Genomic DNA, 19,976 nt, shown 5'->3' on the forward strand with positions numbered 1-19,976 from the left:
CACGAAAGCTACAGTCGAGGATAACAGGCCGCGCCACGGCACTCCGTGGCGCTTATATGTGACCGACCTGCTCAGCCCACCGGCACCGCCGGGTTGTCGATCACCCGGCGTAGCACGAAGCTCGAGTGTGCGCCGCTGACGCCGTCGATGCGGGTGATGCGGTTGAGCAATAGATCCTGATAGTCCTCCATATCGCGCACCACCACCTTGAGCTGATAGTCGGCTTCCTGGCCGGTGATCAGCAGGCATTCAAGAACCTGGGGCAGGGCGGCGACTTTTTCCTCGAAGTTGGCGAAGCGCTCCGGCGTATGGCGGTCCATGGAGATATGCAAGAGCGCCATCAGGCTATAGCCGAGCCGCTTGCTATCGACCAGGGCACGGTAGCCGACGATCAAGCCGCTTTCCTCCAGCGCGCGCACCCGGCGCAGGCAGGGTGACGGCGATAAGCCGATGCGCTCGGCCAACTCCTGATTGCTGATACGCCCGTCGCGTTGGAGAATGTCGAGAATATGGCGATCGTAGCGATCCAACGCAGGGAAAGTATCGATTGCTGGCATGTTGTGAAATCCTGTGCCTGATAAGCATGTTTTTTCGCTATTCTGTGCCAATAAGGGCCGGGGTGTCATATGTTTTCGCAATCCCCTGTCTCGCGCGATATCGTAAGCTTATGAATATCGCTACCCGCGATGGCGCAAACTGACGTCGGGCTACCGGCTCCACAAGGGCCGGCCCCGGTGTCGATTCACCGATAGAATTATCAATGACCCATTAATCAGCCGGCGCGAGCTGCTACCCAGCGCCAAAACACCGGCAAGGACACGACTCCCATGGTTTCCAACGCCTTCGATCATCGTAAATACACACCGGCCGAGCCGGTACCGCTCACCAATCGCCAGTGGCCTTCGCGCACCCTGACCCAGGCGCCCTATTGGGCCAGTGTCGATCTACGCGACGGCAACCAGGCACTACTCGAGCCGATGAGCGTCGAACAGAAGAAGCGACTATGGGCGTTATTGGTGAAAGTCGGGCTGAAGGAGATCGAGGTCGGGTTTCCCGCTGCCAGCCAGCATGACTACGACTTCGTGCGCTGGTTGATAGAGGAAGATCAGATCCCCGAGGGCGTCAACGTTCAGGTGCTGGTGCAGGCCCGCGAGCACTTGATCGAGAAGACGTTTGCCGCGCTGGAAGGCGTCGAGCGCGCCATCGTCCATGTCTATAACTCGACCTCCAAGGTGCAGCGTGAGCGCGTCTTCGAGCAGGAGCGCGAGGGCATCATCAGCATCGCCGAGCAAGGCGCGCGCTGGGTTCAGGAGTATGCCGCGCGTTATCCCCAGACACAGTGGACGTTTCAGTACTCGCCGGAAAGCTTTACCAGCACCGAGCTGGATTTCGCCGTGGCGATCTGCGAGGCGGTGATGGATGTCTGGCAGCCGACACCGCAAAAGCCCTGCATCCTCAATCTGCCGGCGACCGTCGAGGTCGGTCCGGTCAATCACTTCGCCGACCAGATCGAATACTTCATCACCCATTTGAAGAACCGCGACAGTGCGATCATTTCGTTGCACACCCATAACGACCGTGGTGGCGCCGCCGCCGCCGCTGAACTGGGCTTGCTGGCCGGCGCCGATCGCGTCGAAGGCACGCTGCTGGGCAATGGCGAGCGCACCGGCAACATGGATATCGTGACGCTGGCGATGAATCTTTACAGCCAGGGTATCGACCCACGGCTCGATCTCTCCAATCCCGATGAGATCATCGAGGTCTGCACCGAATGCACCGGGCTACAGGTGCACCCGCGTCATCCGTGGATCGGCGAGCTGGTCTACACCGCTTTCTCGGGCAGCCACCAGGATGCGATTCGCAAGTGCCTGCACAAGCAGCAGGACGACGAGGCGTGGCAGGTGGCGTATCTGCCCATCGACCCGAAGGACCTGGGGCGCGATTATCAGGCGGTGATTCGCGTCAACAGCCAGTCGGGCAAGGGCGGCATGGCGTTTCTGCTCGAGCGCGACTTCGGCATCAGCCTGCCACGCTGGATGACCCTCGAACTGGCGCCTCACGTGCAGCAAGCCAGCGAACGGGTCAGCGGCGAGCTTTCCAGCCAGATTATTCGCGATATTCTGCTCGACACCTTCATGCGCGACGCGCCATTGACCCTGAAGGGCTATCGGCTCGACCGCGAGGGCGCCGAACGGTTGACCGCGACACTCATGCGCGGCGATGAGTCGATCGCCCTGGAGGGTCAGGGCAATGGGGCGATTTCGGCGTTCATGGATGCCTGGCAACGCCACACGGGCCAGAGCGTCAGCGTGGTCGATTATGGTGAGCACGCGCTGGGCGAGGGCAGCGACGCGGTAGCCATTGCCTTCGTGCAGTTGAACGTCAATGGTACTCGAGTCAGCGGCATGGCCGAGGATGGCGATACCGTCAGCGCTTCGCTCAAGGCGGTGCTCTCGGCGATCAACCGCACCGAAGCCGCCAATGTGGTGGCGAACGCCTCGGCACCACAGGCCTCGCATGCCTGAACGGCGCAACGCTTGATCGTCCGAACCGCATCGGCCGCCTCTCGGGCGGCCGATGCATTTCAGGCTCAGGAGCCCAACCCTAGCCGTTGATGCCACTCGGCCAGCGATTCGTCGGGAAAGCCGTTGAAGCAGCGGTCGCGGTCGGCGGGGTTTAACATCACCCAGTCGGGTTTGGAATTCAGTAACAAGTGCGTGCGCTCGGGTGGGACCGGCAGCGGGGTGTCGATGGCGCCGGCATGCGGATGCATCAACTCCGGCCACTCCGGCGACCACAGCCACAACGCAGTGCCGCACTCGCCACAGAAGCGCCGTTCTGCGCTGCTGCGGCTACCGTCCTCCATGATCGCGCGATATACCCGAATATGCTCCTCTCCCTCGATCTTCAGGGTATCGGACTGCGCGCCGAGGTTGATGGCGAAGCCGCCGGTGCCGGCGGTCTTGCGGCAGATACTGCAATAGCAGAGGTTGAAGGGGTAGGGCGAGTCGGCCTCCACGCTGAAGTGAACCGCGCCGCAGTGGCAGCTACCGTCGAGTCGCATGGCTATCTCCTTTTGCCATGGGAATGTCTCGGTCAGTGTAGCCGGTTGGCGGAGTGGTGGGTTCCGTCGACGGCAAGCGTGGGTCCTCGGTGGCGAGACGATGCGGTAATTCACTGACTTTGGTCGATTGTTAACGTTTGCGCAAGACAGCCAAGGGGTTGCCTCGGTTATCATGAAACGCAGGACAGATACCGGATGCAAGGAGTGATCGATGCCCGACGATATGCCGACGATTCTGCTGTACCTTGGCGCGGCCTGGCTGGCGGGAAGCCTGATCGGGCTGGAACGCAGCTTTCACGGCCGCCCCGCGGGCTTTCGTACCCATGCGCTGGTGTGTGTCGCCTCGGCGATGCTGATGTTGGTCACCACGCACCAATGGCAATGGCTGGACTCGAGCATACCGGAAGCGACCCTGCGCACCGACCCCACGCGCATGGCGCAAGGCATCATGACCGGGATTGGCTTTCTGGGTGCCGGGGTGATCTTCAAGGAGGGGTTGACGGTCCATGGGCTGACGACGGCGGCGTCGATCTGGATCACTTCCGCGCTGGGAATTCTCTTCGGCGTGGGGTTTTTGCTGCCGGCGGTGGTGGCTACGGTGGCGACCTTGCTGACGCTGTCGATCTTTCGCTGGGTGGAAGATCTATTGCCCAGCGAATATTACGCTGATCACCAACTCAGCTATCTCATCGATGCGGTGCCCGAGGAAGAGCAGGTACGTGAGCTGCTCAAGCAGCACGGCTGCCTCGTCAAGACGATGCGTTACCGTCTGATGGAGCATGGTAGCGTCTTCCAGTACCACATGGTGTTGCAGACGCATGATCGTCGCAACCTGGTCAAGCTGGCCGAGTACCTGCGCCACCACCAGAGCAACGTGCTGGAGTTCCAACTGGCACCAGCGGGCGGCGAGTAGGCCGTGAACTTGCGGCATAAGGCGCGACAGGCGATGGTATAGCGGTTGACTGGAATGGCGGCACAAGGAACTTGCATGGCCGACTCGCTGACAAAGACAGCTCACTTGATCATCAATGGCAAAGCGGCGCAGCTCCCCGAGGTGCGCGAGGCGGTAACCGCCATGCGCGAAGACGGTCACGACCTGCAGGTACGGGTGACCTGGGAAGGCGGCGATGCCATACGCCTGGTGCATGAGGCCAGCCGACAAGGGGTGCGTCGGATAATCGCCGGGGGCGGCGACGGCTCGGTCAACGAGATCGTCAATGGCCTGATGGAGCTCGACGAGGCCCAGCGGCCGGCACTCGGTATTCTGCCACTGGGCAGCGCCAACGATTTTGCCAATGGCGTGGGCTTGCCGCTCGAGCCGCATGAAGCGCTGAAATCGGCCCTGCAGGGCACGACGCGAGCGGTGGACGTGGCGCGCCTGGGCGATGACTATTTCATCAACATGGCATCCGGCGGTTTCGGTGCCGAGATCACCACCTCGACGCCGGTTGCGCTCAAGCGCCTGTTGGGGGGTGGGGCCTATTCACTGATGGGCATGCTCAAGGCCTGGCGCTACCAGCCTTACCTGGGCCGGCTTCGATGGCCGGAAGGCGAGCTGGATACGCCGTTGTTTCTGCTGGCGATCGGCAATGGTTGTCAGGCGGGAGGCGGCCAATCCCTGGCCCCGGAGGCCAAGTTGGACGATGGGCTGCTCGATGTGCTCATCGTGCGGCATTTTTCGTCGCTCGGCGAAATGCGCCAGGTCATTGCCGAGATGGATCGTATTCCCGAAGACGGCGAATTCGTGCGTACCATTCGTACTCCCGAGTTGTCGTTTCATGGTGACGGAGCCTTCCCGCTGAACCTCGACGGCGAGCCCCGGCGGCTGGATAGCTTTACGGTCAAGCTGGAGCCGCGTGCATTGCGTTTGTTGATGCCCGCGGATTGTCGGCTGTTATCGTCGCCGGCAGGGGCGCCGTTCGAATTCTCTGAATAAATACAGGAGAGCAGTATGCCGAATCCTTTTCATCTTGCCGTCCAGGTGCGCGATATCACCGAGGCGCGGCGTTTCTACGGCGAACTGCTGGGCTGTCCGGAAGGGCGATCCAGTGAGCGCTGGGTGGATTTCAATCTCTACGGTCACCAGTTCGTTTGCCACCTCAACCCCGACCTGGGAGCGGATGGCAATGGCGTTCATCGCAACCCGGTAGACGGTCACGGGGTGCCGGTGCCGCACTTCGGTGTCGTGCTGGAAATGTCCGATTGGGAGGCGCTGGTCGAGCGCTTGACGCAGGCCGGGGTGCGTTTCGAGATCGAACCCTATGTGCGTTTCAAGGGCGAGCCCGGTGAGCAGGCCACCATGTTCTTCTTCGATCCATCGGGTAATGCGCTGGAGTTCAAGGCGTTTCGCGATATCGAGGGACAATTGTTCGCGACCTGAGGAGGCGTCATGGATGAGTACATGCAGGCGGCGATCGACGAGGCGCGCCTTGGGCTGGAGGAAGGCGGCGTACCGATAGGCTCGGTGCTGGTGCATCGCGGACGCATCATTGGCCGCGGTCATAATCAACGCCAGCAGCGTGGCAGCGTGGTGCTGCATGGCGAGATGGACGCGTTGGAGAATGCCGGTCGTCAGCCGGCCCAGATATATCGTGAGTCGGTGCTTTACACGACATTATCGCCCTGTCCGATGTGCAGCGGCGCCATCGTGCTGTATGGCATACCTCGAGTGGTTATTGGCGAGAATCGCACGTTCATGGGCGCCGAAGCGTATCTCAGGGCTCAGGGCGTTGAACTCAATGTGCTTGACAGTGATGTGTGCCACGAACTGATGGCGTCCTTCATTGAACGTTATCCCGAGGTATGGCGGGAAGATATCGGTGAGTAGTTGTTGTTGGCCCTGTGGATGGTTTTCTTGCGCATACGAGTGAATGTTTGCTGCAATGAGGCTCCGGCAGGTGCCGTTTCGTTATTTCAAGGAGAAGGTAAAAATGGTCAAAACGCCCTGGATTACGCTGGCTGCTGCGCTGGTTTTATCGTTGAGCCTGTCGGCTTGCGATAGTGGCAGCGAAGGCGAAGAGGCGGCCGAGCCCAATGCCAGTGAAGCCGGTGATGAGTCGGCGCAGCAGACCCAGGACAGCATGACCGAGGCCGGCGACAACCCTGCCGAAACGACCAAGCAAGCGGATAATGCTGACCCTGCGGCAGGCGATCCTTCGTCAGACAGCCCTGCGGCTTCCGAGAGCGCTGTCGATGGAGCTGGCGGCACGGGTGGCGGCACGGGTGGCGGCGATGGCACCGATACCGGCGCCGATGTCGATAACGACTGGGAAAGCACCGAGCAGGATGTCGATGAAGCGCTGAAGGAAGCGGAGAAGCGTTTCGAGGAGGCGGAGAAGGAGCTGAACGAGCAGTTCAAGGCTGCCGAGGAGAAGGACGTTACCAAGGAGTTGGAAATCGACGAACCAGGCCAGCCGGCTCAGCAGTAGGAAACGAGCAGATACCAAAAAGGCCCACCGAAGTGGGCCTTTTCGCTGAGTCTGTCGCGATAGCGACTGACTGTCAGATCAACGCACCGATATCACTCGGGCTTGATGTTAGCAGCCTGAAGGCCTTTCTTGCCTTGAGTGACGTCGAAGGAAACCTTCTGGCCGTCCTGAAGGGATTTGAAGCCGTCAGCTTGAATTTCAGAGAAGTGGGCGAACAGGTCGTCACCGCCGTCGTCCGGAGAGATGAAGCCGAAGCCCTTGGTGTCGTTGAACCACTTGACAGTACCAGTTGCCATTTTTCGATTACCTTACTAAATGATGTTGATGAGGCCTTGCGTAGCTAAGTTTAGCAGCTTTGGCCAACAGTGCGAGGGTTATGTGGGAGAGAAACGCGCACGAGGATATCGAAGAATCGATTTGCAACTGACGTTATTCTGCCTATAAACCAACGCGATTGAGGGTGCACCTTTCCCAAGGCAGCGTCAAGCATTTTTTGCTATCCGCGTGTCGAGATTGGCGCAACACCGTACCACGGAACCACTCAGCGGATTATCGTAACCTGGAAGGCCAAGCTGCGTTGATGGCCGTTTCCGCGTTACGATGCCCGCAAAAGCAACATAGATGGAAAAATCATGTACGTCCAGAATGTCGACTATACGTCATCCGAGGCCCCCGAACGCTTCGTCGAGTCGCTGCGCGAGACAGGCTTCGGCGTTCTTCGTAACCATCCCATCCCCGGTGAGCTGGTGACGTCGATCTACCGCCACTGGCAAGCCTTTTTCGACGACCCCGCCAAGCATGACTGGCGCTACGACACTGGGCGTCAGGATGGCTACTTCCCACCGGATGTGTCCGAGACCGCCAAGGGGCATGGCGTCAAGGATCTCAAGGAGTACTACCACGTTTATCCGTGGGGGCGTGTCCCCGAGGCGCTGCGCGGCGAGATCATGGATTACTATCGGCGCGCCGAGGCGCTGGCCTCGACGCTGCTGGGCTGGGTCGAGGCACAGACCCCGGCACAAACCGCCCAGTATTATCGTGAGCCGCTGTCGCGGATGATCGAAGACAGCGGCCAGACGCTGCTGCGCGTGTTGCATTATCCGCCGTTGGCCGGTGACGAAGAGCCAGGCGCGGTGCGTGCCGCCGCCCATGAAGACATCAACTTGTTGACCGTGCTGCCGGCGGCCAACGAGCCTGGCCTCGAAGTGCGCGGGCGAGATGGAAGCTGGCATGAAGTGCCTTGCGATCCGGGGCAGTTGGTGATCAATGTCGGCGATATGCTGCAGGAGGCCTCGAACGGTTATTTTCCCTCGACGACGCACCGGGTGGTCAATCCCAGCGGCGAGGCACGCTTGCAGTCTCGTCTGTCGCTACCGCTGTTTCTGCATCCTCGGCCCGAGGTGGTATTGTCGGCGCGGCATACTGCCGACTCCTATCTCAAGGAGCGGCTGCGCGAGCTTGGGGTGATCTGATAGCCGGAGTGGCGCGTTCGTCCAACCGGTGCCCGTACAAGGAGAGGTACATGACCCAACTATCTTCCAACGACACCCACAGCAAGCTGATTGGTTATCTGCTGTGGATTCTTGGCTTTACCGGCGCCCACCGCTTTTATTTTGGCAAGCCAGTCACCGGTACGATCTGGTTTTTCACCTTCGGTCTGCTGGGCATCGGCTGGTTGATCGACCTGTTCCTGATTCCGTCGATGGATCGCCAGGCCGATTTTCGCTTTCGCGCGGGGCCGACGAACTACACCTTGGCCTGGGTGCTGCTGACGTTCCTGGGCGTGTTCGGCGTACACCGCATGTACATGGGCAAGTGGTTTACCGGGCTGGTGTATTTATTCACCGGTGGGCTATTTCTGCTCGGGGTGCTTTACGACTTCTGGACGCTCAACGATCAGATTACCCAGAAGCACGCGCGGCGCTTCAATGGCTGAGCGGACGCCAATCGCGTAGCTACCCGATGCCGTTGAAAGGCATCCTGGAACACGGCGTGGCACAGGAGTGTGCCTTGTCCAATCAGGGAGGAGCTAAATGGCCGAGATGATGGCGCTGACCGGTTTGCTCGAACGGCTCGACGAATCGGATACCGGCAGGAAGATCCGGCTGAGGGATATCGTTGAGATATTCCAGTTTCGTGGCTTCGGGCCGTTGCTGGTGATACCCGCCTTGATCGTCTTGCTGCCCACGGGGGCCGTGCCGGGCGTGCCGACGCTTTGCGGGCTGTTCATTGCCATGGTGGCGATGCAACTGGTGCTGGGCAAGCACCACCCCTGGTTGCCACGGCGCCTGAGCGAGCGTGGTTTCAGCCATGCCAAGCTGCACCAGAGGCTGACGCGAGTGCGCCCCTGGACCCGGCGCTTCGATCGCCTGCTCAAGCCGCGATTATCCGTGCTGGTCAGTGGGCTCGCGCAGCGGCTGGTCGCCTTGCTGACGGTGCTGTTGGCGCTGGCGATGATTCCCCTCGAGCTGTTTCCGTTCGCGTCGGCGATTCCCGCCCTGGCGATCCTGCTCATGGGGCTGGGCCTGACCGCCGAGGATGGTCTCTTGACGCTGGTGGGCCTGCTGGTCGTGTTGGTGGGGGCGTGGGTCATCTGGCATTGGCTGCTCTGACGACTGCGCCGCTTTCTTACGCTAGATACGAGACGAGCGATGCTGATCGACGCGCAATTTCTGCCTTTTGTGTTGGCCATTACCTTGCTGAGTATCACGCCCGGCGTGGATACCCTGCTGGTGATTCGCAATACCGCGCGCGGCGGCCTGCGCGATGGCGTGCTGACCAGCCTGGCGATCTGCTGCGGGTTGTTCGTGCATGCCACGATTTCGGCATTGGGGATCTCGCTGATCCTGCTGCAATCGGCCTGGGCGTTCGGGCTGCTCAAGCTGATCGGTGCCGGTTATCTGGTATGGCTGGGTATCCAGAGCCTGCTCAGTGCGCGGCGCGGTGCGCCGTTGCCGGTGGCCGGGGTAATGACCCGTCGGCGCCCGGTGTCGCTATGGCTGCCGCTGCGTGAAGGGTTTCTTTCCAACGTGTTCAACCCCAAGACGGTGATCTTCTACATGGCGTTCCTGCCCCAGTTCATAGCGCCCGGCGACCCGGCGCTGCTCAAGTCGCTATGGCTGGCCGGCGTGCATTTCGTGATTGCCAATGTATGGCAGATCGGCGTGGCGGTGATGGTCGGGCGGGCCGGGCAGTTGTTGGCCAAGCGCTGGGTGGCACGCACCCTGGACAGCGTCACCGGTACGGTGCTGGTGGCGCTGGGCATCAAGCTGGCCTTGCAACAAAGACCGTGAAGAACTTTCCATCAGCCACCAAAAAGCCCACACAAGTGGGCTTTTTGGTGATCGTGTCATGATTACGCTTGCTCAGTTACGTGCCAGCAGCGAGGTGTCGTAGCTTCCCTGCCACTCCGAGGGAGTAAGCAGGGCGACATTGCGCGTCTCGCCGCCCTTCGCCAGGCTGGCGAAGATCACCCGGTAGGCCATCACCGCCTGGACATAGGCGCGCGTCTCGCTGAACGGGATGCTCTCGACGAACAGGTCGAACTCCTGGGGCGCGCCGCGTAGCCAGCGATCCACCCGGCCGGGGCCGGCATTGTAGGCGGCGGCGGCAGCCAGGCGATTGCCGCTGTAGCGATCGATCATGTCATTGATGTAGGTGCTGCCCAGGCGAATATTGATCGCCGGGTCGAACAACTCGCTGGCGCTGGGAGGGGTAAGGCCCAGTTGGCGGCTGACCATTGCTGCGGTTGCCGGCATCAGTTGCATCAGGCCGCGGGCGCCGACCGGCGATACCGCCTGGCGATTGAAGGCGCTCTCGCGACGGGCGATACCCATCAGCAGATAAGGATCGACGCCAGCCACCTCGCCCCAGCGCAAAAAACTTTCACGATAGGCATCGGGGAAGCGCCAGTGCAGTGCGTTGCGCTGTTCGGCGGCGATGGTGGTCTGCACCAGCAAGGTATACAGGCCCTGGCTCAGTGCGTAATCGGCCAATGCATTGGCTTCCTGCTCATTGGCTCGGGCCACGGCGGCATACCATTCACTGAGTGCCAGCCCCGGCTCGCCGATGCGCTTGAGTGCCTCGACGCGCTTCACTACCGGCCAGTTGGCAACTTCGCGACGGTAAGCCTCGTTGAAAATCGCCCGTTCGAGATTGAGCGAGTAGGGGACGCCGATACGGTCGGCGGCGGCGAAGCCATAAAAGGTGCGCTGCGCGGCGGCGGCGGCGTACGCCTTGTGCGCGGTCTGTTCGTCGCCGAGTTGTTCCAGGGCGCGCCCCAGCCAATATTGCCAGCGTGCATCCTGACGGGTGTCGTCGGGCATCGCATGCACCCACTCGATGACGCCGCTCCAGTCCCGCTCGTCGAGTGCGCGGCGCACGCGCAGTTCGAGCAGTTCGCCGTCGGCGAGTCGCGGCAGTACCTGATCGACCCAGCCGCGGTTGTTTTCCACCTCGCGAACCATCGAGTAGAACGCCAGATCATGCTCTACGTCGGCACGCTGTTCATTGCTCATCGGTACGTGAGGACCGATCTTGTGCCAGGCTTCCAGCGCGGCCTCGGTATCGGCGCGAGTGAAGTTGTGCATCGCCGCCGCGAACATCGCGCCGCCGCCTTTACCCTCGGGGCCGATATCGATCGGCACGCGGGTAATTGCCGCGTAGTTCTCCTGGAGCCGGTCGAGGGCAAGCCGTGCATCGCTCCAACCGGCGGGCAGCAGGCCCGAGAGATAACGCATCAGGCCGGTTTCGCCGTTCTCCCAGGCCAGCATCTGGCGCTGCCAGATGGCCTTGCCGCCGATCACCCCCCGGCTACGCAGGGTGTCGAACAGCGTGTCGCATTGGTTGGGCTGTGAGCTGCCGACCAACCACAGCTCCAGGCCACCCTGGGCAGCCGTATCCGGTGCACGGTCGAGCAGGGCGGTATAGTAATAACATTGGCGAATCGTACTGCTCGGCGCACCGTCACTGACCGCCAGCAGGGCATCGTATCGCCCGGCATTGCCATAACTGACCTGGGCGACACCGCGCATCCAACCGCTCAATGGCGAGTCGGCATGGCGCTCGAGGTAATCGTTGACGACCTCCGGGGCGACGTTGGGCAAGCGGCTGCGTAGTCGGTGGTATTCGACATAGCCGGCCAGCACATGATCTTCGATGGCGCTCTGATCGATCTGGCTCCATTGCTGATTGCGCGCGGCGGTAAGAGCCTCGCGCATGGCGCGATCGTCGGCCGCGTCGGCAATCACCGGCAGGCTGAGCAGGAGTGTCGGCAGCAGTGCCGTCAGCGGCGCAAGCCAGCGCCTGGAAAATATGGGGTTCATCGCCGGCATTTCCTCATGCTTGCTTGAATGTCGCAATGTGCTCATCCTCGCCGATAGTACGGGGTTTGAATAGTGGCTGGTTCGACTAATGCCATCGCCATGGCATGCATAGCCAAAGGCAGGAGAATCGACATGGCATTCAACGGCTGGAGCCTGTTCTCGCGACTCAGGAGTCGCGGCGGGGCACTATCACGCATGGCGCGGGCACTGCGCCTGTTCGTGCCGATGTGCGCCGACGTCATTCGCGGTCGCTATCGCCCGGTGCCTTGGGCGGCCATCGGCTGGATGGCGCTGGCATTTATCTATCTGATCTCGCCGCTGGACCTGATTCCCGATGTGTTGTTGCTGATCGGGGTGCTCGACGATGTGGTAATCGTCGGTTGGTTGCTGGGTAAGGTCGATAACGCCTTGACCGATTATCGGCGCTGGAAAGGCATCGACGACATTAACGATCGCGCGCCTCGCAAGCGTGATTGAGAGATTAAGCGCGCCTGGCAAGTTGCCAGGCGAGTTGCGCGCGACTATTGTTGGTACACTCGTTTCAAACGATGGTTTGCCATTATGCCGATAACCTCGCCTTCCCTTCCACCGTCGTTCGCCGACTGGCGCACGGCGATTGAACGCTTCGTGCAGGTCGTGCCGCATACCCAGGGCCTGGGGCTCGAGGTGCTCGAGGTGGCGCCGCCCGTGGTGCGTATGCGCTTGCCATGGAGCGAAACGCTGCTTGGCGACCCGCATCGCGGTCTAATCCACGGCGGTGTGTTGAGCATGACCCTGGACACGCTTTGCGGCGCTAGCGTGCTGTGTGGATTGCCGGAGCCGGAGGTTTGCCCGACGCTGGATCTGCGCGTGGATCACTACCGCCCCGCGCTCGGCGGGTTGGCCGTGTACGGTGAGGCGCGCGTGGTGCGTGTCACCGCGTCGATGGTCTTCACCGAGGGCACGTTATGGCAGAAGGAAGGCCGGCCGATAGCGCGCGGTATCGCCAACTTCGTGCGCCTAGGGCCACGCAATACGCCGCCGGGCTTCGCCGCGGCCCTATTCGGCGAGACGCTAGTCGCACAACCCGGTGAACAGTCGGCCGAGGAGATTTGAAATGACTCAGTCTTCCGACGCCCGACAGTGGCTGGAGCGCACCCGCGCCAGTGGCGACCTGAGCGAATTGCTGGATGCCATTCCCTACGCCCGCCATATCGGTGTCAGTGTGGCCGAGGATTCACAAGGTCTGGTGTTCAGCCTGGCGCCGCATGCGCATAACATCGGCAATATACTGTTGCCGGCCCTGCACGGCGGCGTGGTCGCAGCCTTCATGGAAACCGCCGGCACGCTCGAGTTGATGCTCGCCGCCCGCACTGCGCGGCTACCCAAGGCCATCGACTTCTCCATCGATTACCTGCGCACGGCCCAGCAAGTGCCGACCCAGGCGCGCTGCACGGTGGTGCGCGAAGGCAAGCGCCTGGCCAATGTGCGGGTGGTTGCCTGGCAACATGACGAGGCGCAACCGGTGGCCAGCGCACGCATGCATTTTCTGCTCGCCGAATTGCCCAGCGCTGACTCCGTGTCTTGAAACCCTGGGCATGAAGTCTGAGCTTGAAAACCTGCCGGCAAGCCCCATATCGGTGTCGAACCTTATTCCAACACCATGAGGGGCTCTCGCCACATGACCACCGCCACCCATGAAGAAACGCTAGGCTTCCAGACCGAAGTCAAGCAACTGCTGCATCTGATGATCCACTCCCTGTATTCCAACCGGGAGATATTCCTGCGCGAGCTGATTTCCAACGCCGCCGACGCCTGCGACAAGCTGCGTTACGAGGCGCTGGACAACGATGCGCTGTATGGCGGCGACAGCGACCTGCGTATCGAGATCGAGCACGACGCCAAGGCAAAAACCGTCACCGTGCGCGATAACGGCGTCGGCATGAGCCGCGACGAAGTGATCAAGAACCTCGGCACCATCGCCAGGAGTGGCACCGCCGAGTTCCTCAAGCAGCTCTCCGGCGAGCAGCAGAAGGACGCCAAGCTGATCGGTCAGTTCGGCGTGGGTTTCTATTCCGGCTTTATCGTCGCCGACGAGGTGACGGTGCGCACCCGCCGCGCCGGCAGCGACGCCGGCGTGGAATGGCGCTCGCAAGGCGAGGGCGAGTTCACCATCGCCGATATCGACAAGCCCGAGCGCGGCACCGAAATCGTCCTACACCTGAAGAAGGACGCCAAGGAGTTTGCCGACGACTTCCGCCTCAAGAACCTGGTGCGCAAGTATTCCGACCACATCGAAGTGCCGGTGCGCATGCCCAAGGTCGAGACCGCCAAGGACGACGAGGGCAACGAGGTCGAGGGCAGTGAGGTCACCACCTGGGAGACCGTCAACGAAGCCCAGGCGCTATGGGTGCGGCCCAAGGCGGAGATCAGCGACGACGAATACCATGAGTTCTACAAGCATATTGCCCATGACTTCAGCGACCCGCTGACCTGGAGTCACAACAAGGTCGAGGGCAAGCTCGAATATACCAGCCTGCTTTACGTGCCCGGCCGCGCGCCGTTCGATCTCTACGAGCGCGATGGCGCTCGTGGCGTGCGCCTGTACGTGCAGCGCGTATTCATCATGGAAGACGCCGAGCAGTTCCTGCCGCTCTACCTGCGCTTCGTCAAGGGCGTGATCGACACCAAGGACCTGTCGCTCAACATCTCCCGCGAGCTGCTGCAGAAGGACCCGCAGGTCGACAAGATGAAGTCGGCGCTGACCAAGCGCGCGCTCGACATGCTCAAGAAGTTGGCCAAGGACAAGGAAGCCTACCAGAACTTCTGGAACACCTTCGGCAGCGTGCTCAAGGAAGGTCCGGCGGAGGACCACGCCAATCGCGACAAGATCAGCGAATTGCTGCGCTTCTCGAGCACCCACACCGACAGCGCCACGCAGGACCAGTCGCTGGCCGATTACGTCGGGCGCATGAAGGAAGGTCAGCAGAAGATCTACTACATCGTCGCCGACGGCTTCAATGCCGCCAAGCATAGCCCGCACCTGGAAATCTTCCGCAAGAAGGGCGTCGAGGTACTGCTGTTGCACGACCGTATCGATGAGTGGTTGATGAGCCACCTCAACGAGTACGGCGACAAGACATTCGCCGATGTGGCCAAGGGCGATCTCGACCTCGGCGATATCGAGGGCGAGGAAGAAAAACAGGCTCAGCAGGAAACCGCCAAGGCCAAGGAAGACCTGATCAAGCGGGTCAAGGATGCACTCGGCGACGACGTTCAGGAAGTTCGCGTGACTCACCGCCTGACCGACTCACCGGCCTGCGTGGTGCTCTCCGAGCACGAGATGGGCTTCCAGATGCGTCGCATCATGGAAGCGGCCGGCCAGCCGCTGCCCGAGGTCAAGCCGATTCTCGAGCTCAATCCCGAGCATGCCCTGGTTACCCGGCTGGAGAGCGTCGAAGCAGAGCGTTTCGAAGATCTGGCGCGGATTCTGCTCGACCAGGCGATTATTGCCGAGGGCGGTCACCTGGATGACCCGGCCGCTTACGTCAAGCGGCTCAATGGGTTGCTGACCGCCTGAGGGCGTGAAGTAAGCTCATGCTAACCTGGCCGGTCCCCTGGGCCGGCCAGTTGCGTTTTCGATGGTTGCAATAAAACACTCGGTGATTGGCGAGCGTATTGGTAAACTGCGGGTTTTATTGCATGGAGCCCCATGTATGCATCATCGATGTCGTCCCTTTCGGCGACGACTTCGAGCTACGCTGGCCCTTGGTCTGTTAGCGTGTCTCGTTGTCGGCGTGCCCCCTTTTCCCATAACAGCTCAAGCCGAGCCGATATTGGAAACGAGAGCGGAAACGAGAGCGGAAACAAAAAACCTGCCAACTGCCCCCACCGCGATGAACGCGGCGATCCTCGTTCCGCCGGCCAACGCTGTCGACCCGGTCGTCGAGTTGCCCGATCTACGCGTCTATCCTGCCGGGCCACAGCGCAAGCAGGCTTTTTTCGAACTGTTGGTACCCGTTATCGAGGCGGAGAACACACGGATTGCCGCGCAGCGTGCCTGGCTAAAGCAGCTGCAGGCCAGCGGTGGCGCGTCCAGCCGGGATGAGCAAGCGCTCCTGGCTACGCTGTGTGACGACTATGGCCTTGAATGCAACGACGATGCGGCCATAGACAAGCTGCTTACGCGGGTCAACGTCGTGCCGTTGTCGATGGCGGTGATCCAAGCGGTGGAGGAATCCGGCTGGGGTACCTCACGTTTCGCCCGCCAGGGTAACAACCTGTTCGGGTTGCGCTGCTTTTCGGATGGCTGTGGCCTGACCCAGGCGGGTAGCGGGCGTGGCTACCAGACATTCGATAGCGTGCAGCAAGCGGTGCGCACCTACCTGCACAATCTCAATACACACGATGCCTATGCCGAACTTCGCGCCCTGCGCGCGCAGTTGGAGCGCGAGAGCCGCGAGGTGACGGCCGAGGCATTGATCGGGGCGCTGAAAGACTATGCGGTACGTGACGACTATCAGGATGTGCTGCTGTCACTGCTGAGAACCAACGACCGGCTAATAGCGAGGCACCGTAGCGACGATACGGTGTAGACGCGCTTGGCCCCGTTGCACGGACGCCGCCGCTCGAACGAGCGGCGGCGTTTTATTTGGCGGTGTGACGGCCAATTCCCTCCTTCCAGGCCCGCCCTCCCGGGCAAGCCAGATCAGATGACACCAGTCCGTGCGGCAGTCCCGTTCTTGCGATGGTTGGCATTGAAGCGCGCCTTCTTCTGACGATTCCCGCACGTGTTCATGTCACACCATTTGCGGGTGCGACTTTGACTGGTATCGAAGAAGGCGGCTTGGCAGGTTGGCGATGCGCACAAGGCCAATTTCCCGTCTCGTTCGCCTGCGATGATGCTGATCGCATCGGCGGCGATCACGCTGAGGGCATCTTCTACGCAGGAAGCTGCCCCAAGTCGCCATTGACGATTGCCCTCGGGCGTCAGAATAGCCGCGGCCCGACCCTGAATGCTGCAGTCATTGATGACTTGGATAGCAGACGCAGGGAGAGCGTCCTGGATCGCGGTCGCTGTCGCGGCGGCGTGAATTGATTCCCTCAGTTCCCTAGCGAGTTCGAGCTGAGCGGCGGTGCAGGAGTCCACGGCCAGGCCGTTCACTGCCAGCCAGTCGACGAGTCGCTGCGGCGTGGGAATGCGCTCCACAGCGTTGCCATGACGCTCCGTCAGAGTCGCCGTGAAGCTAGTCGCTAGCACATTACCGAGACGGAAGTCAGGAAGCTTGGCACACATGGAACCACCTTAGCAGGTTGCACGCAGGCAAGAAAGCATGCTAGAACCATCTAAGGCGGTTCGCGATAGATTTTAGCCGGTTCCACAATGTCCAGGAGGTACAAAAACTCATGAACCTTCTAACCAGCGACGTGCAAGCATTTGAAGCTCACGCAACTGACGCTGACCTCGACGATCTGCGCGCGCGATTAGCCGCGGCGCGGCTACCGGAGGCCGAGACGGTCTATCGCGCCGCGCCCGACCCTCGCCGATGGGAACAGGGCGTTCCTCTCGCCGACCTCGTCGATGTCGTGAACTACTGGCGCACCGAGTATGATTGGCGGTCGTTCGAGGCGCGCCTTAACCGCCTCGGTCAGTTCCGCACGACCATTGATGATCTCGGAATCCACTTCCTGCACTGCCGATCCGCGCGCGCAGATGCCACTCCTCTGATCTTGACGCATGGTTGGCCCGGCAGCATCGCCGAGTTCATCGATATAGTAGACGAGCTGGCAGATCCGAAAGATGCAGACGCGCCAGCGTTCCACGTCGTGGTTCCCTCGCTACCAGGCTTTGGTTACAGCGACAAGCCGGCCACCACCGGGTGGGGAGCCGGAAAGATTGCGGCCGCATGGGTGGAGCTGATGGGGAGGCTCGGCTACAGCAAGTTCGCAGCCCACGGCGGCGACTGGGGAGGCGTGATCACCACGGTTCTCGGTGGCAGGTTCCCGGAGCATGTTCTCGGCATCCACACAACGCTGGCGCAGGCACCGCCCGGGTTGACAACGGACGGGCTGACGGCGGCCGAGCGCAAATGGACCGAGGAGACCCGCGATTTCTGGGGCCACCACGCGGCGTACGCGAAGCAGCAGGCGACCCGGCCGCAGACCATCGGCTACTCGCTCGTCGACTCACCGGTCGGCCTTCTTGCCTGGATCCTCGACAAGTTCGCTGAGTGGACAGATACTGAAGACAGCCCGTTCGAGACGATTTCCCGAGACAGGATTCTTGACGACGTCACCCTCTATTGGCTGACGCGGTCCGGTGCCTCGTCGGCCCGCATCTACTACGAAAGCCACGGCGGTGTTAACTCGCTCGACCCCAAACTTCGGGTCGACGTCCCGTCAGCAATTAGCATATATCCCCGCGACATCGAGAAGTGCCCGCGCGCCTGGGCGCAGGAGCGATACCGGCAGATCGTCCGATGGAGGACGCCCGAAATCGGAGGGCATTTCCCGTCGCTGGAGGTACCCGAGTATTTCGTCAAGGACCTGCAAGAAGGCCTCGCGGCAGTGCTGGCCGCTAATCGGTGACCGTGGCTTCAGACCGCACCTATACCTTCGACTGTAAAAGAGCCGTTTTACGTTGCATGGGATTCGGCGCTACAGTAGTTGTCGTCCTCATTCTTCGACCCTTCGAGACGCGCATGACCCTTGATTCCCTGCACTTCGACAATGCCTGGTCGCGCCTGCCCGAGGACTTCTTTACGGCCGTTGCGCCAACACCCTGGCGGGGCACGCGGTTGCTGGATATCAGTCCGCTCGGTGCTGCCCAGCTTGGCTTGGATGTCGAAAGCATCGAGTGCGACCGCCTCGAGGCATTGATGGCCGGTCGCGAAGCATTGCCGGGCATGACGCCGATCGCCCAGAAATACACCGGCCACCAGTTCGGCAGTTACAATCCGGCGCTGGGTGACGGGCGTGGCCTGTTGCTGGGCGAGGCGATGACAGCCGATGGACCGGTGGATCTGCACCTCAAGGGCGCCGGTCAGACACCCTATTCCCGTTTCGGTGATGGCCGCGCGGTACTGCGCTCGTCGATTCGCGAATACCTCGCCGGCGAGGCGATGAGCGGGCTGGGCATCCCCACCACCACGGCGCTGGCGGTGGCGGTTAACGAGGAGCGCGTGATGCGCGAACGCGTCGAGCCGGGTGCGACCTTGCTGCGCCTGGCGCCCAGCCATGCCCGCTTCGGCCATTTCGAGTGGCTCTATCAGCGCCGCAAGGTCGAGGACATGCGCACCCTGGCCTGGCACCTGATTCACCGTCATTACCCCGAACTCGCCGATGGCGAAGCGCCGTTCGAGGCTCTGTTCGCCGATGTGGTGGAGCGTACCGCGACACTGATCGCCGCCTGGCAGGCCTATGGTTTCGTGCATGCGGTGATGAACACCGACAATATGTCGATGCTCGGGCTGACGCTGGATTACGGCCCCTTCGCCTTCATGGAGCGTTTCCAGCCGAGCTGGACGCCCAATCATACCGACGCCGGCGGTCGCTACGCCTTCGATCAGCAGCCCGGGGTGGCGCTATGGAATCTGACGGTGTTGGCGCAATCGCTGACGCCCCTGATCGACGTCGAACGCTTGCGCGAGATAATCGACGGCTTCGAGCCGATCCTGCAGCAGGCCTATGCCGAACGCATGCGCGCGCGCCTGGGATTGGCTGTGGAGGAGGAAGACGATGCCTCGCTGGCGTCGGCCTGGCTGTCATTGCTGGCCCGTCACCAGGTGGATTTCCACAACGCCTTTCGTGCGCTGGACGATTATCGTGGCGGGCGAGAAGGGCGCGAGCGTCTGGCAACGCTGCTGGAAATAACACCCGACGACGAAACGCTCGGCGCTTGGCTGGACAGCTACGATAAACGCTTGGAGCGTGAAACCCGCTCTGCCAGCGATCGCCAGCGAGCGATGCACGCGGTCAATCCGCGTTATGTGTTGCGTACCCACCTCGCCCAGCGTGTCATCGAAGCCGCCGAAGCGGGCGACAGTGCGCCGCTCAAGCGTTTCCGCGAGCGCCTGGCGGCACCGTTCGCTGCGCATGACGACGGCGGTGAAGACTGGTTTACGCCACCGCCGCCCAGCGCGCCGCCAGTGTGCCTGTCCTGCTCTTCCTAGGCATGGATCG

The 19,976-nt window shown here is 61.6% G+C and carries 22 protein-coding genes; 17 read left to right on the forward strand and 5 right to left on the reverse strand.

Going from position 1 to position 19,976, the window contains the following annotated elements:
* Positions 1-71: 71 nt before the first annotated feature.
* Positions 72-557, reverse strand: a complete 486-nt coding sequence (locus BLR92_RS15810) for an Lrp/AsnC family transcriptional regulator (protein WP_089730242.1) — start codon at positions 555-557, stop codon at positions 72-74.
* 270 nt (positions 558-827) lie between these two features.
* On the opposite strand from BLR92_RS15810, the gene BLR92_RS15815 reads away from it, so the two are divergent.
* Positions 828-2,525, forward strand: a complete 1,698-nt coding sequence (locus BLR92_RS15815; protein WP_089730243.1) for a 2-isopropylmalate synthase — start codon at positions 828-830, stop codon at positions 2,523-2,525.
* 65 nt (positions 2,526-2,590) lie between these two features.
* Here the strand turns inward: BLR92_RS15815 and BLR92_RS15820 are convergent, their stop codons facing one another.
* Positions 2,591-3,064: a GFA family protein gene (locus BLR92_RS15820; RefSeq protein WP_089730244.1), complete on the reverse strand. Its 474-nt coding sequence runs from the start codon at positions 3,062-3,064 to the stop codon at positions 2,591-2,593.
* Between the two features lie 211 nt (positions 3,065-3,275).
* Here BLR92_RS15820 and BLR92_RS15825 point away from each other — a divergent pair, with 211 nt between their 5' ends.
* From BLR92_RS15825 to BLR92_RS15845, 5 genes are all read left to right on the forward strand, one after another.
* Positions 3,276-3,977, forward strand: coding sequence for an MgtC/SapB family protein (locus tag BLR92_RS15825; RefSeq protein WP_089730245.1), 702 nt, complete (start codon positions 3,276-3,278; stop codon positions 3,975-3,977).
* A gap of 75 nt (positions 3,978-4,052) precedes the next feature.
* The gene (yegS, locus tag BLR92_RS15830; protein ID WP_089730246.1) at positions 4,053-5,000 is read left to right on the forward strand and encodes a lipid kinase YegS; all 948 of its coding nucleotides are present in this window, start codon (positions 4,053-4,055) and stop codon (positions 4,998-5,000) included.
* Positions 5,001-5,015: 15 nt separating this feature from the next.
* Positions 5,016-5,444, forward strand: coding sequence for a VOC family protein (locus BLR92_RS15835; protein ID WP_089730247.1), 429 nt, complete (start codon positions 5,016-5,018; stop codon positions 5,442-5,444).
* A 9-nt stretch (positions 5,445-5,453) separates the two neighbouring features.
* Positions 5,454-5,891: a nucleoside deaminase gene (locus BLR92_RS15840; RefSeq protein ID WP_089730248.1), complete on the forward strand. Its 438-nt coding sequence runs from the start codon at positions 5,454-5,456 to the stop codon at positions 5,889-5,891.
* 103 nt (positions 5,892-5,994) lie between these two features.
* Entirely contained in the window at positions 5,995-6,492 is a 498-nt protein-coding gene (locus tag BLR92_RS15845; RefSeq protein WP_089730249.1) for a hypothetical protein, read from the forward strand.
* Between the two features lie 92 nt (positions 6,493-6,584).
* On the opposite strand, the gene BLR92_RS15850 is transcribed toward BLR92_RS15845, so the two are convergent.
* On the reverse strand, positions 6,585-6,788 hold the full coding sequence (locus BLR92_RS15850) for a cold-shock protein (RefSeq protein ID WP_048308232.1): 204 nt from the start codon (positions 6,786-6,788) through the stop codon (positions 6,585-6,587).
* A 336-nt stretch (positions 6,789-7,124) separates the two neighbouring features.
* On the opposite strand from BLR92_RS15850, the gene BLR92_RS15855 reads away from it, so the two are divergent.
* From BLR92_RS15855 to BLR92_RS15870, 4 genes are all read left to right on the forward strand, one after another.
* A complete protein-coding gene (locus BLR92_RS15855) occupies positions 7,125-7,964 on the forward strand; it encodes an isopenicillin N synthase family dioxygenase (RefSeq protein WP_089730250.1) in 840 nt (279 codons plus the stop codon).
* A 50-nt stretch (positions 7,965-8,014) separates the two neighbouring features.
* Entirely contained in the window at positions 8,015-8,428 is a 414-nt protein-coding gene (locus tag BLR92_RS15860; protein ID WP_089730251.1) for an NINE protein, read from the forward strand.
* Positions 8,429-8,525: 97 nt separating this feature from the next.
* Positions 8,526-9,104: an exopolysaccharide biosynthesis protein gene (locus BLR92_RS15865; RefSeq protein ID WP_089730252.1), complete on the forward strand. Its 579-nt coding sequence runs from the start codon at positions 8,526-8,528 to the stop codon at positions 9,102-9,104.
* A 39-nt stretch (positions 9,105-9,143) separates the two neighbouring features.
* Positions 9,144-9,785, forward strand: coding sequence for a LysE family translocator (locus tag BLR92_RS15870; RefSeq protein ID WP_089730253.1), 642 nt, complete (start codon positions 9,144-9,146; stop codon positions 9,783-9,785).
* 72 nt (positions 9,786-9,857) lie between these two features.
* Here the strand turns inward: BLR92_RS15870 and BLR92_RS15875 are convergent, their stop codons facing one another.
* Positions 9,858-11,816: a transglycosylase SLT domain-containing protein gene (locus tag BLR92_RS15875; protein ID WP_089730254.1), complete on the reverse strand. Its 1,959-nt coding sequence runs from the start codon at positions 11,814-11,816 to the stop codon at positions 9,858-9,860.
* A 132-nt stretch (positions 11,817-11,948) separates the two neighbouring features.
* Between BLR92_RS15875 and BLR92_RS15880 the strand changes: the two genes are divergently transcribed.
* The 5 genes from BLR92_RS15880 (at position 11,949) to BLR92_RS15900 (ending at position 16,390) form a co-directional block, all read left to right on the forward strand.
* Positions 11,949-12,293 (forward strand): YkvA family protein, encoded by a 345-nt coding sequence (locus tag BLR92_RS15880; protein WP_089730255.1) that lies wholly within the window; start codon positions 11,949-11,951, stop codon positions 12,291-12,293.
* Between the two features lie 84 nt (positions 12,294-12,377).
* Positions 12,378-12,911: a PaaI family thioesterase gene (locus BLR92_RS15885; RefSeq protein WP_089730256.1), complete on the forward strand. Its 534-nt coding sequence runs from the start codon at positions 12,378-12,380 to the stop codon at positions 12,909-12,911.
* Position 12,912: 1 nt separating this feature from the next.
* Entirely contained in the window at positions 12,913-13,383 is a 471-nt protein-coding gene (locus BLR92_RS15890; protein ID WP_089730257.1) for a PaaI family thioesterase, read from the forward strand.
* A gap of 93 nt (positions 13,384-13,476) precedes the next feature.
* Positions 13,477-15,375, forward strand: a complete 1,899-nt coding sequence (htpG, locus tag BLR92_RS15895) for a molecular chaperone HtpG (protein WP_089730258.1) — start codon at positions 13,477-13,479, stop codon at positions 15,373-15,375.
* A 316-nt stretch (positions 15,376-15,691) separates the two neighbouring features.
* On the forward strand, positions 15,692-16,390 hold the full coding sequence (locus BLR92_RS15900) for a protein bax (RefSeq protein ID WP_245704236.1): 699 nt from the start codon (positions 15,692-15,694) through the stop codon (positions 16,388-16,390).
* A 113-nt stretch (positions 16,391-16,503) separates the two neighbouring features.
* Here BLR92_RS15900 and BLR92_RS15905 read toward each other — a convergent pair whose 3' ends face one another.
* Positions 16,504-17,091, reverse strand: a complete 588-nt coding sequence (locus BLR92_RS15905) for a CGNR zinc finger domain-containing protein (protein WP_089730259.1) — start codon at positions 17,089-17,091, stop codon at positions 16,504-16,506.
* A gap of 110 nt (positions 17,092-17,201) precedes the next feature.
* Between BLR92_RS15905 and BLR92_RS15910 the strand changes: the two genes are divergently transcribed.
* Together BLR92_RS15910 and BLR92_RS15915 are read left to right on the forward strand one after the other, a co-directional pair.
* The gene (locus BLR92_RS15910) at positions 17,202-18,383 is read left to right on the forward strand and encodes an epoxide hydrolase family protein (protein ID WP_089730260.1); all 1,182 of its coding nucleotides are present in this window, start codon (positions 17,202-17,204) and stop codon (positions 18,381-18,383) included.
* Between the two features lie 113 nt (positions 18,384-18,496).
* Complete coding sequence (locus tag BLR92_RS15915) at positions 18,497-19,966, forward strand: protein adenylyltransferase SelO (protein WP_089730261.1); 1,470 nt, start codon at positions 18,497-18,499, stop codon at positions 19,964-19,966.
* The last annotated feature ends 10 nt before the right edge of the window (positions 19,967-19,976 follow it).

This window comes from Modicisalibacter muralis (assembly GCF_900102945.1).
Classification (GTDB): domain Bacteria; phylum Pseudomonadota; class Gammaproteobacteria; order Pseudomonadales; family Halomonadaceae; genus Modicisalibacter; species Modicisalibacter muralis.

Bases quoted from the DNA above. Each gene is read 5' to 3' on its own strand.
- BLR92_RS15845 (WP_089730249.1), top strand. From the start codon at position 5,995: ATGGTCAAAACGCCCTGGATTACGCTGGCTGCTGCGCTGGTTTTATCG.
- BLR92_RS15870 (WP_089730253.1), top strand. From the start codon at position 9,144: ATGCTGATCGACGCGCAATTTCTGCCTTTTGTGTTGGCCATTACCTTG.
- BLR92_RS15855 (WP_089730250.1), top strand. From the start codon at position 7,125: ATGTACGTCCAGAATGTCGACTATACGTCATCCGAGGCCCCCGAACGC.
- BLR92_RS15905 (WP_089730259.1), bottom strand. From the start codon at position 17,091: ATGTGTGCCAAGCTTCCTGACTTCCGTCTCGGTAATGTGCTAGCGACT.
- yegS (WP_089730246.1), top strand. From the start codon at position 4,053: ATGGCCGACTCGCTGACAAAGACAGCTCACTTGATCATCAATGGCAAA.
- BLR92_RS15825 (WP_089730245.1), top strand. From the start codon at position 3,276: ATGCCCGACGATATGCCGACGATTCTGCTGTACCTTGGCGCGGCCTGG.
- BLR92_RS15900 (WP_245704236.1), top strand. From the start codon at position 15,692: ATGAACGCGGCGATCCTCGTTCCGCCGGCCAACGCTGTCGACCCGGTC.
- BLR92_RS15820 (WP_089730244.1), bottom strand. From the start codon at position 3,064: ATGCGACTCGACGGTAGCTGCCACTGCGGCGCGGTTCACTTCAGCGTG.
- htpG (WP_089730258.1), top strand. From the start codon at position 13,477: ATGACCACCGCCACCCATGAAGAAACGCTAGGCTTCCAGACCGAAGTC.
- BLR92_RS15885 (WP_089730256.1), top strand. From the start codon at position 12,378: ATGCCGATAACCTCGCCTTCCCTTCCACCGTCGTTCGCCGACTGGCGC.
- BLR92_RS15910 (WP_089730260.1), top strand. From the start codon at position 17,202: ATGAACCTTCTAACCAGCGACGTGCAAGCATTTGAAGCTCACGCAACT.
- BLR92_RS15890 (WP_089730257.1), top strand. From the start codon at position 12,913: ATGACTCAGTCTTCCGACGCCCGACAGTGGCTGGAGCGCACCCGCGCC.
- BLR92_RS15850 (WP_048308232.1), bottom strand. From the start codon at position 6,788: ATGGCAACTGGTACTGTCAAGTGGTTCAACGACACCAAGGGCTTCGGC.
- BLR92_RS15835 (WP_089730247.1), top strand. From the start codon at position 5,016: ATGCCGAATCCTTTTCATCTTGCCGTCCAGGTGCGCGATATCACCGAG.
- BLR92_RS15880 (WP_089730255.1), top strand. From the start codon at position 11,949: ATGGCATTCAACGGCTGGAGCCTGTTCTCGCGACTCAGGAGTCGCGGC.
- BLR92_RS15915 (WP_089730261.1), top strand. From the start codon at position 18,497: ATGACCCTTGATTCCCTGCACTTCGACAATGCCTGGTCGCGCCTGCCC.
- BLR92_RS15860 (WP_089730251.1), top strand. From the start codon at position 8,015: ATGACCCAACTATCTTCCAACGACACCCACAGCAAGCTGATTGGTTAT.
- BLR92_RS15875 (WP_089730254.1), bottom strand. From the start codon at position 11,816: ATGAACCCCATATTTTCCAGGCGCTGGCTTGCGCCGCTGACGGCACTG.
- BLR92_RS15840 (WP_089730248.1), top strand. From the start codon at position 5,454: ATGGATGAGTACATGCAGGCGGCGATCGACGAGGCGCGCCTTGGGCTG.
- BLR92_RS15865 (WP_089730252.1), top strand. From the start codon at position 8,526: ATGGCCGAGATGATGGCGCTGACCGGTTTGCTCGAACGGCTCGACGAA.
- BLR92_RS15815 (WP_089730243.1), top strand. From the start codon at position 828: ATGGTTTCCAACGCCTTCGATCATCGTAAATACACACCGGCCGAGCCG.
- BLR92_RS15810 (WP_089730242.1), bottom strand. From the start codon at position 557: ATGCCAGCAATCGATACTTTCCCTGCGTTGGATCGCTACGATCGCCAT.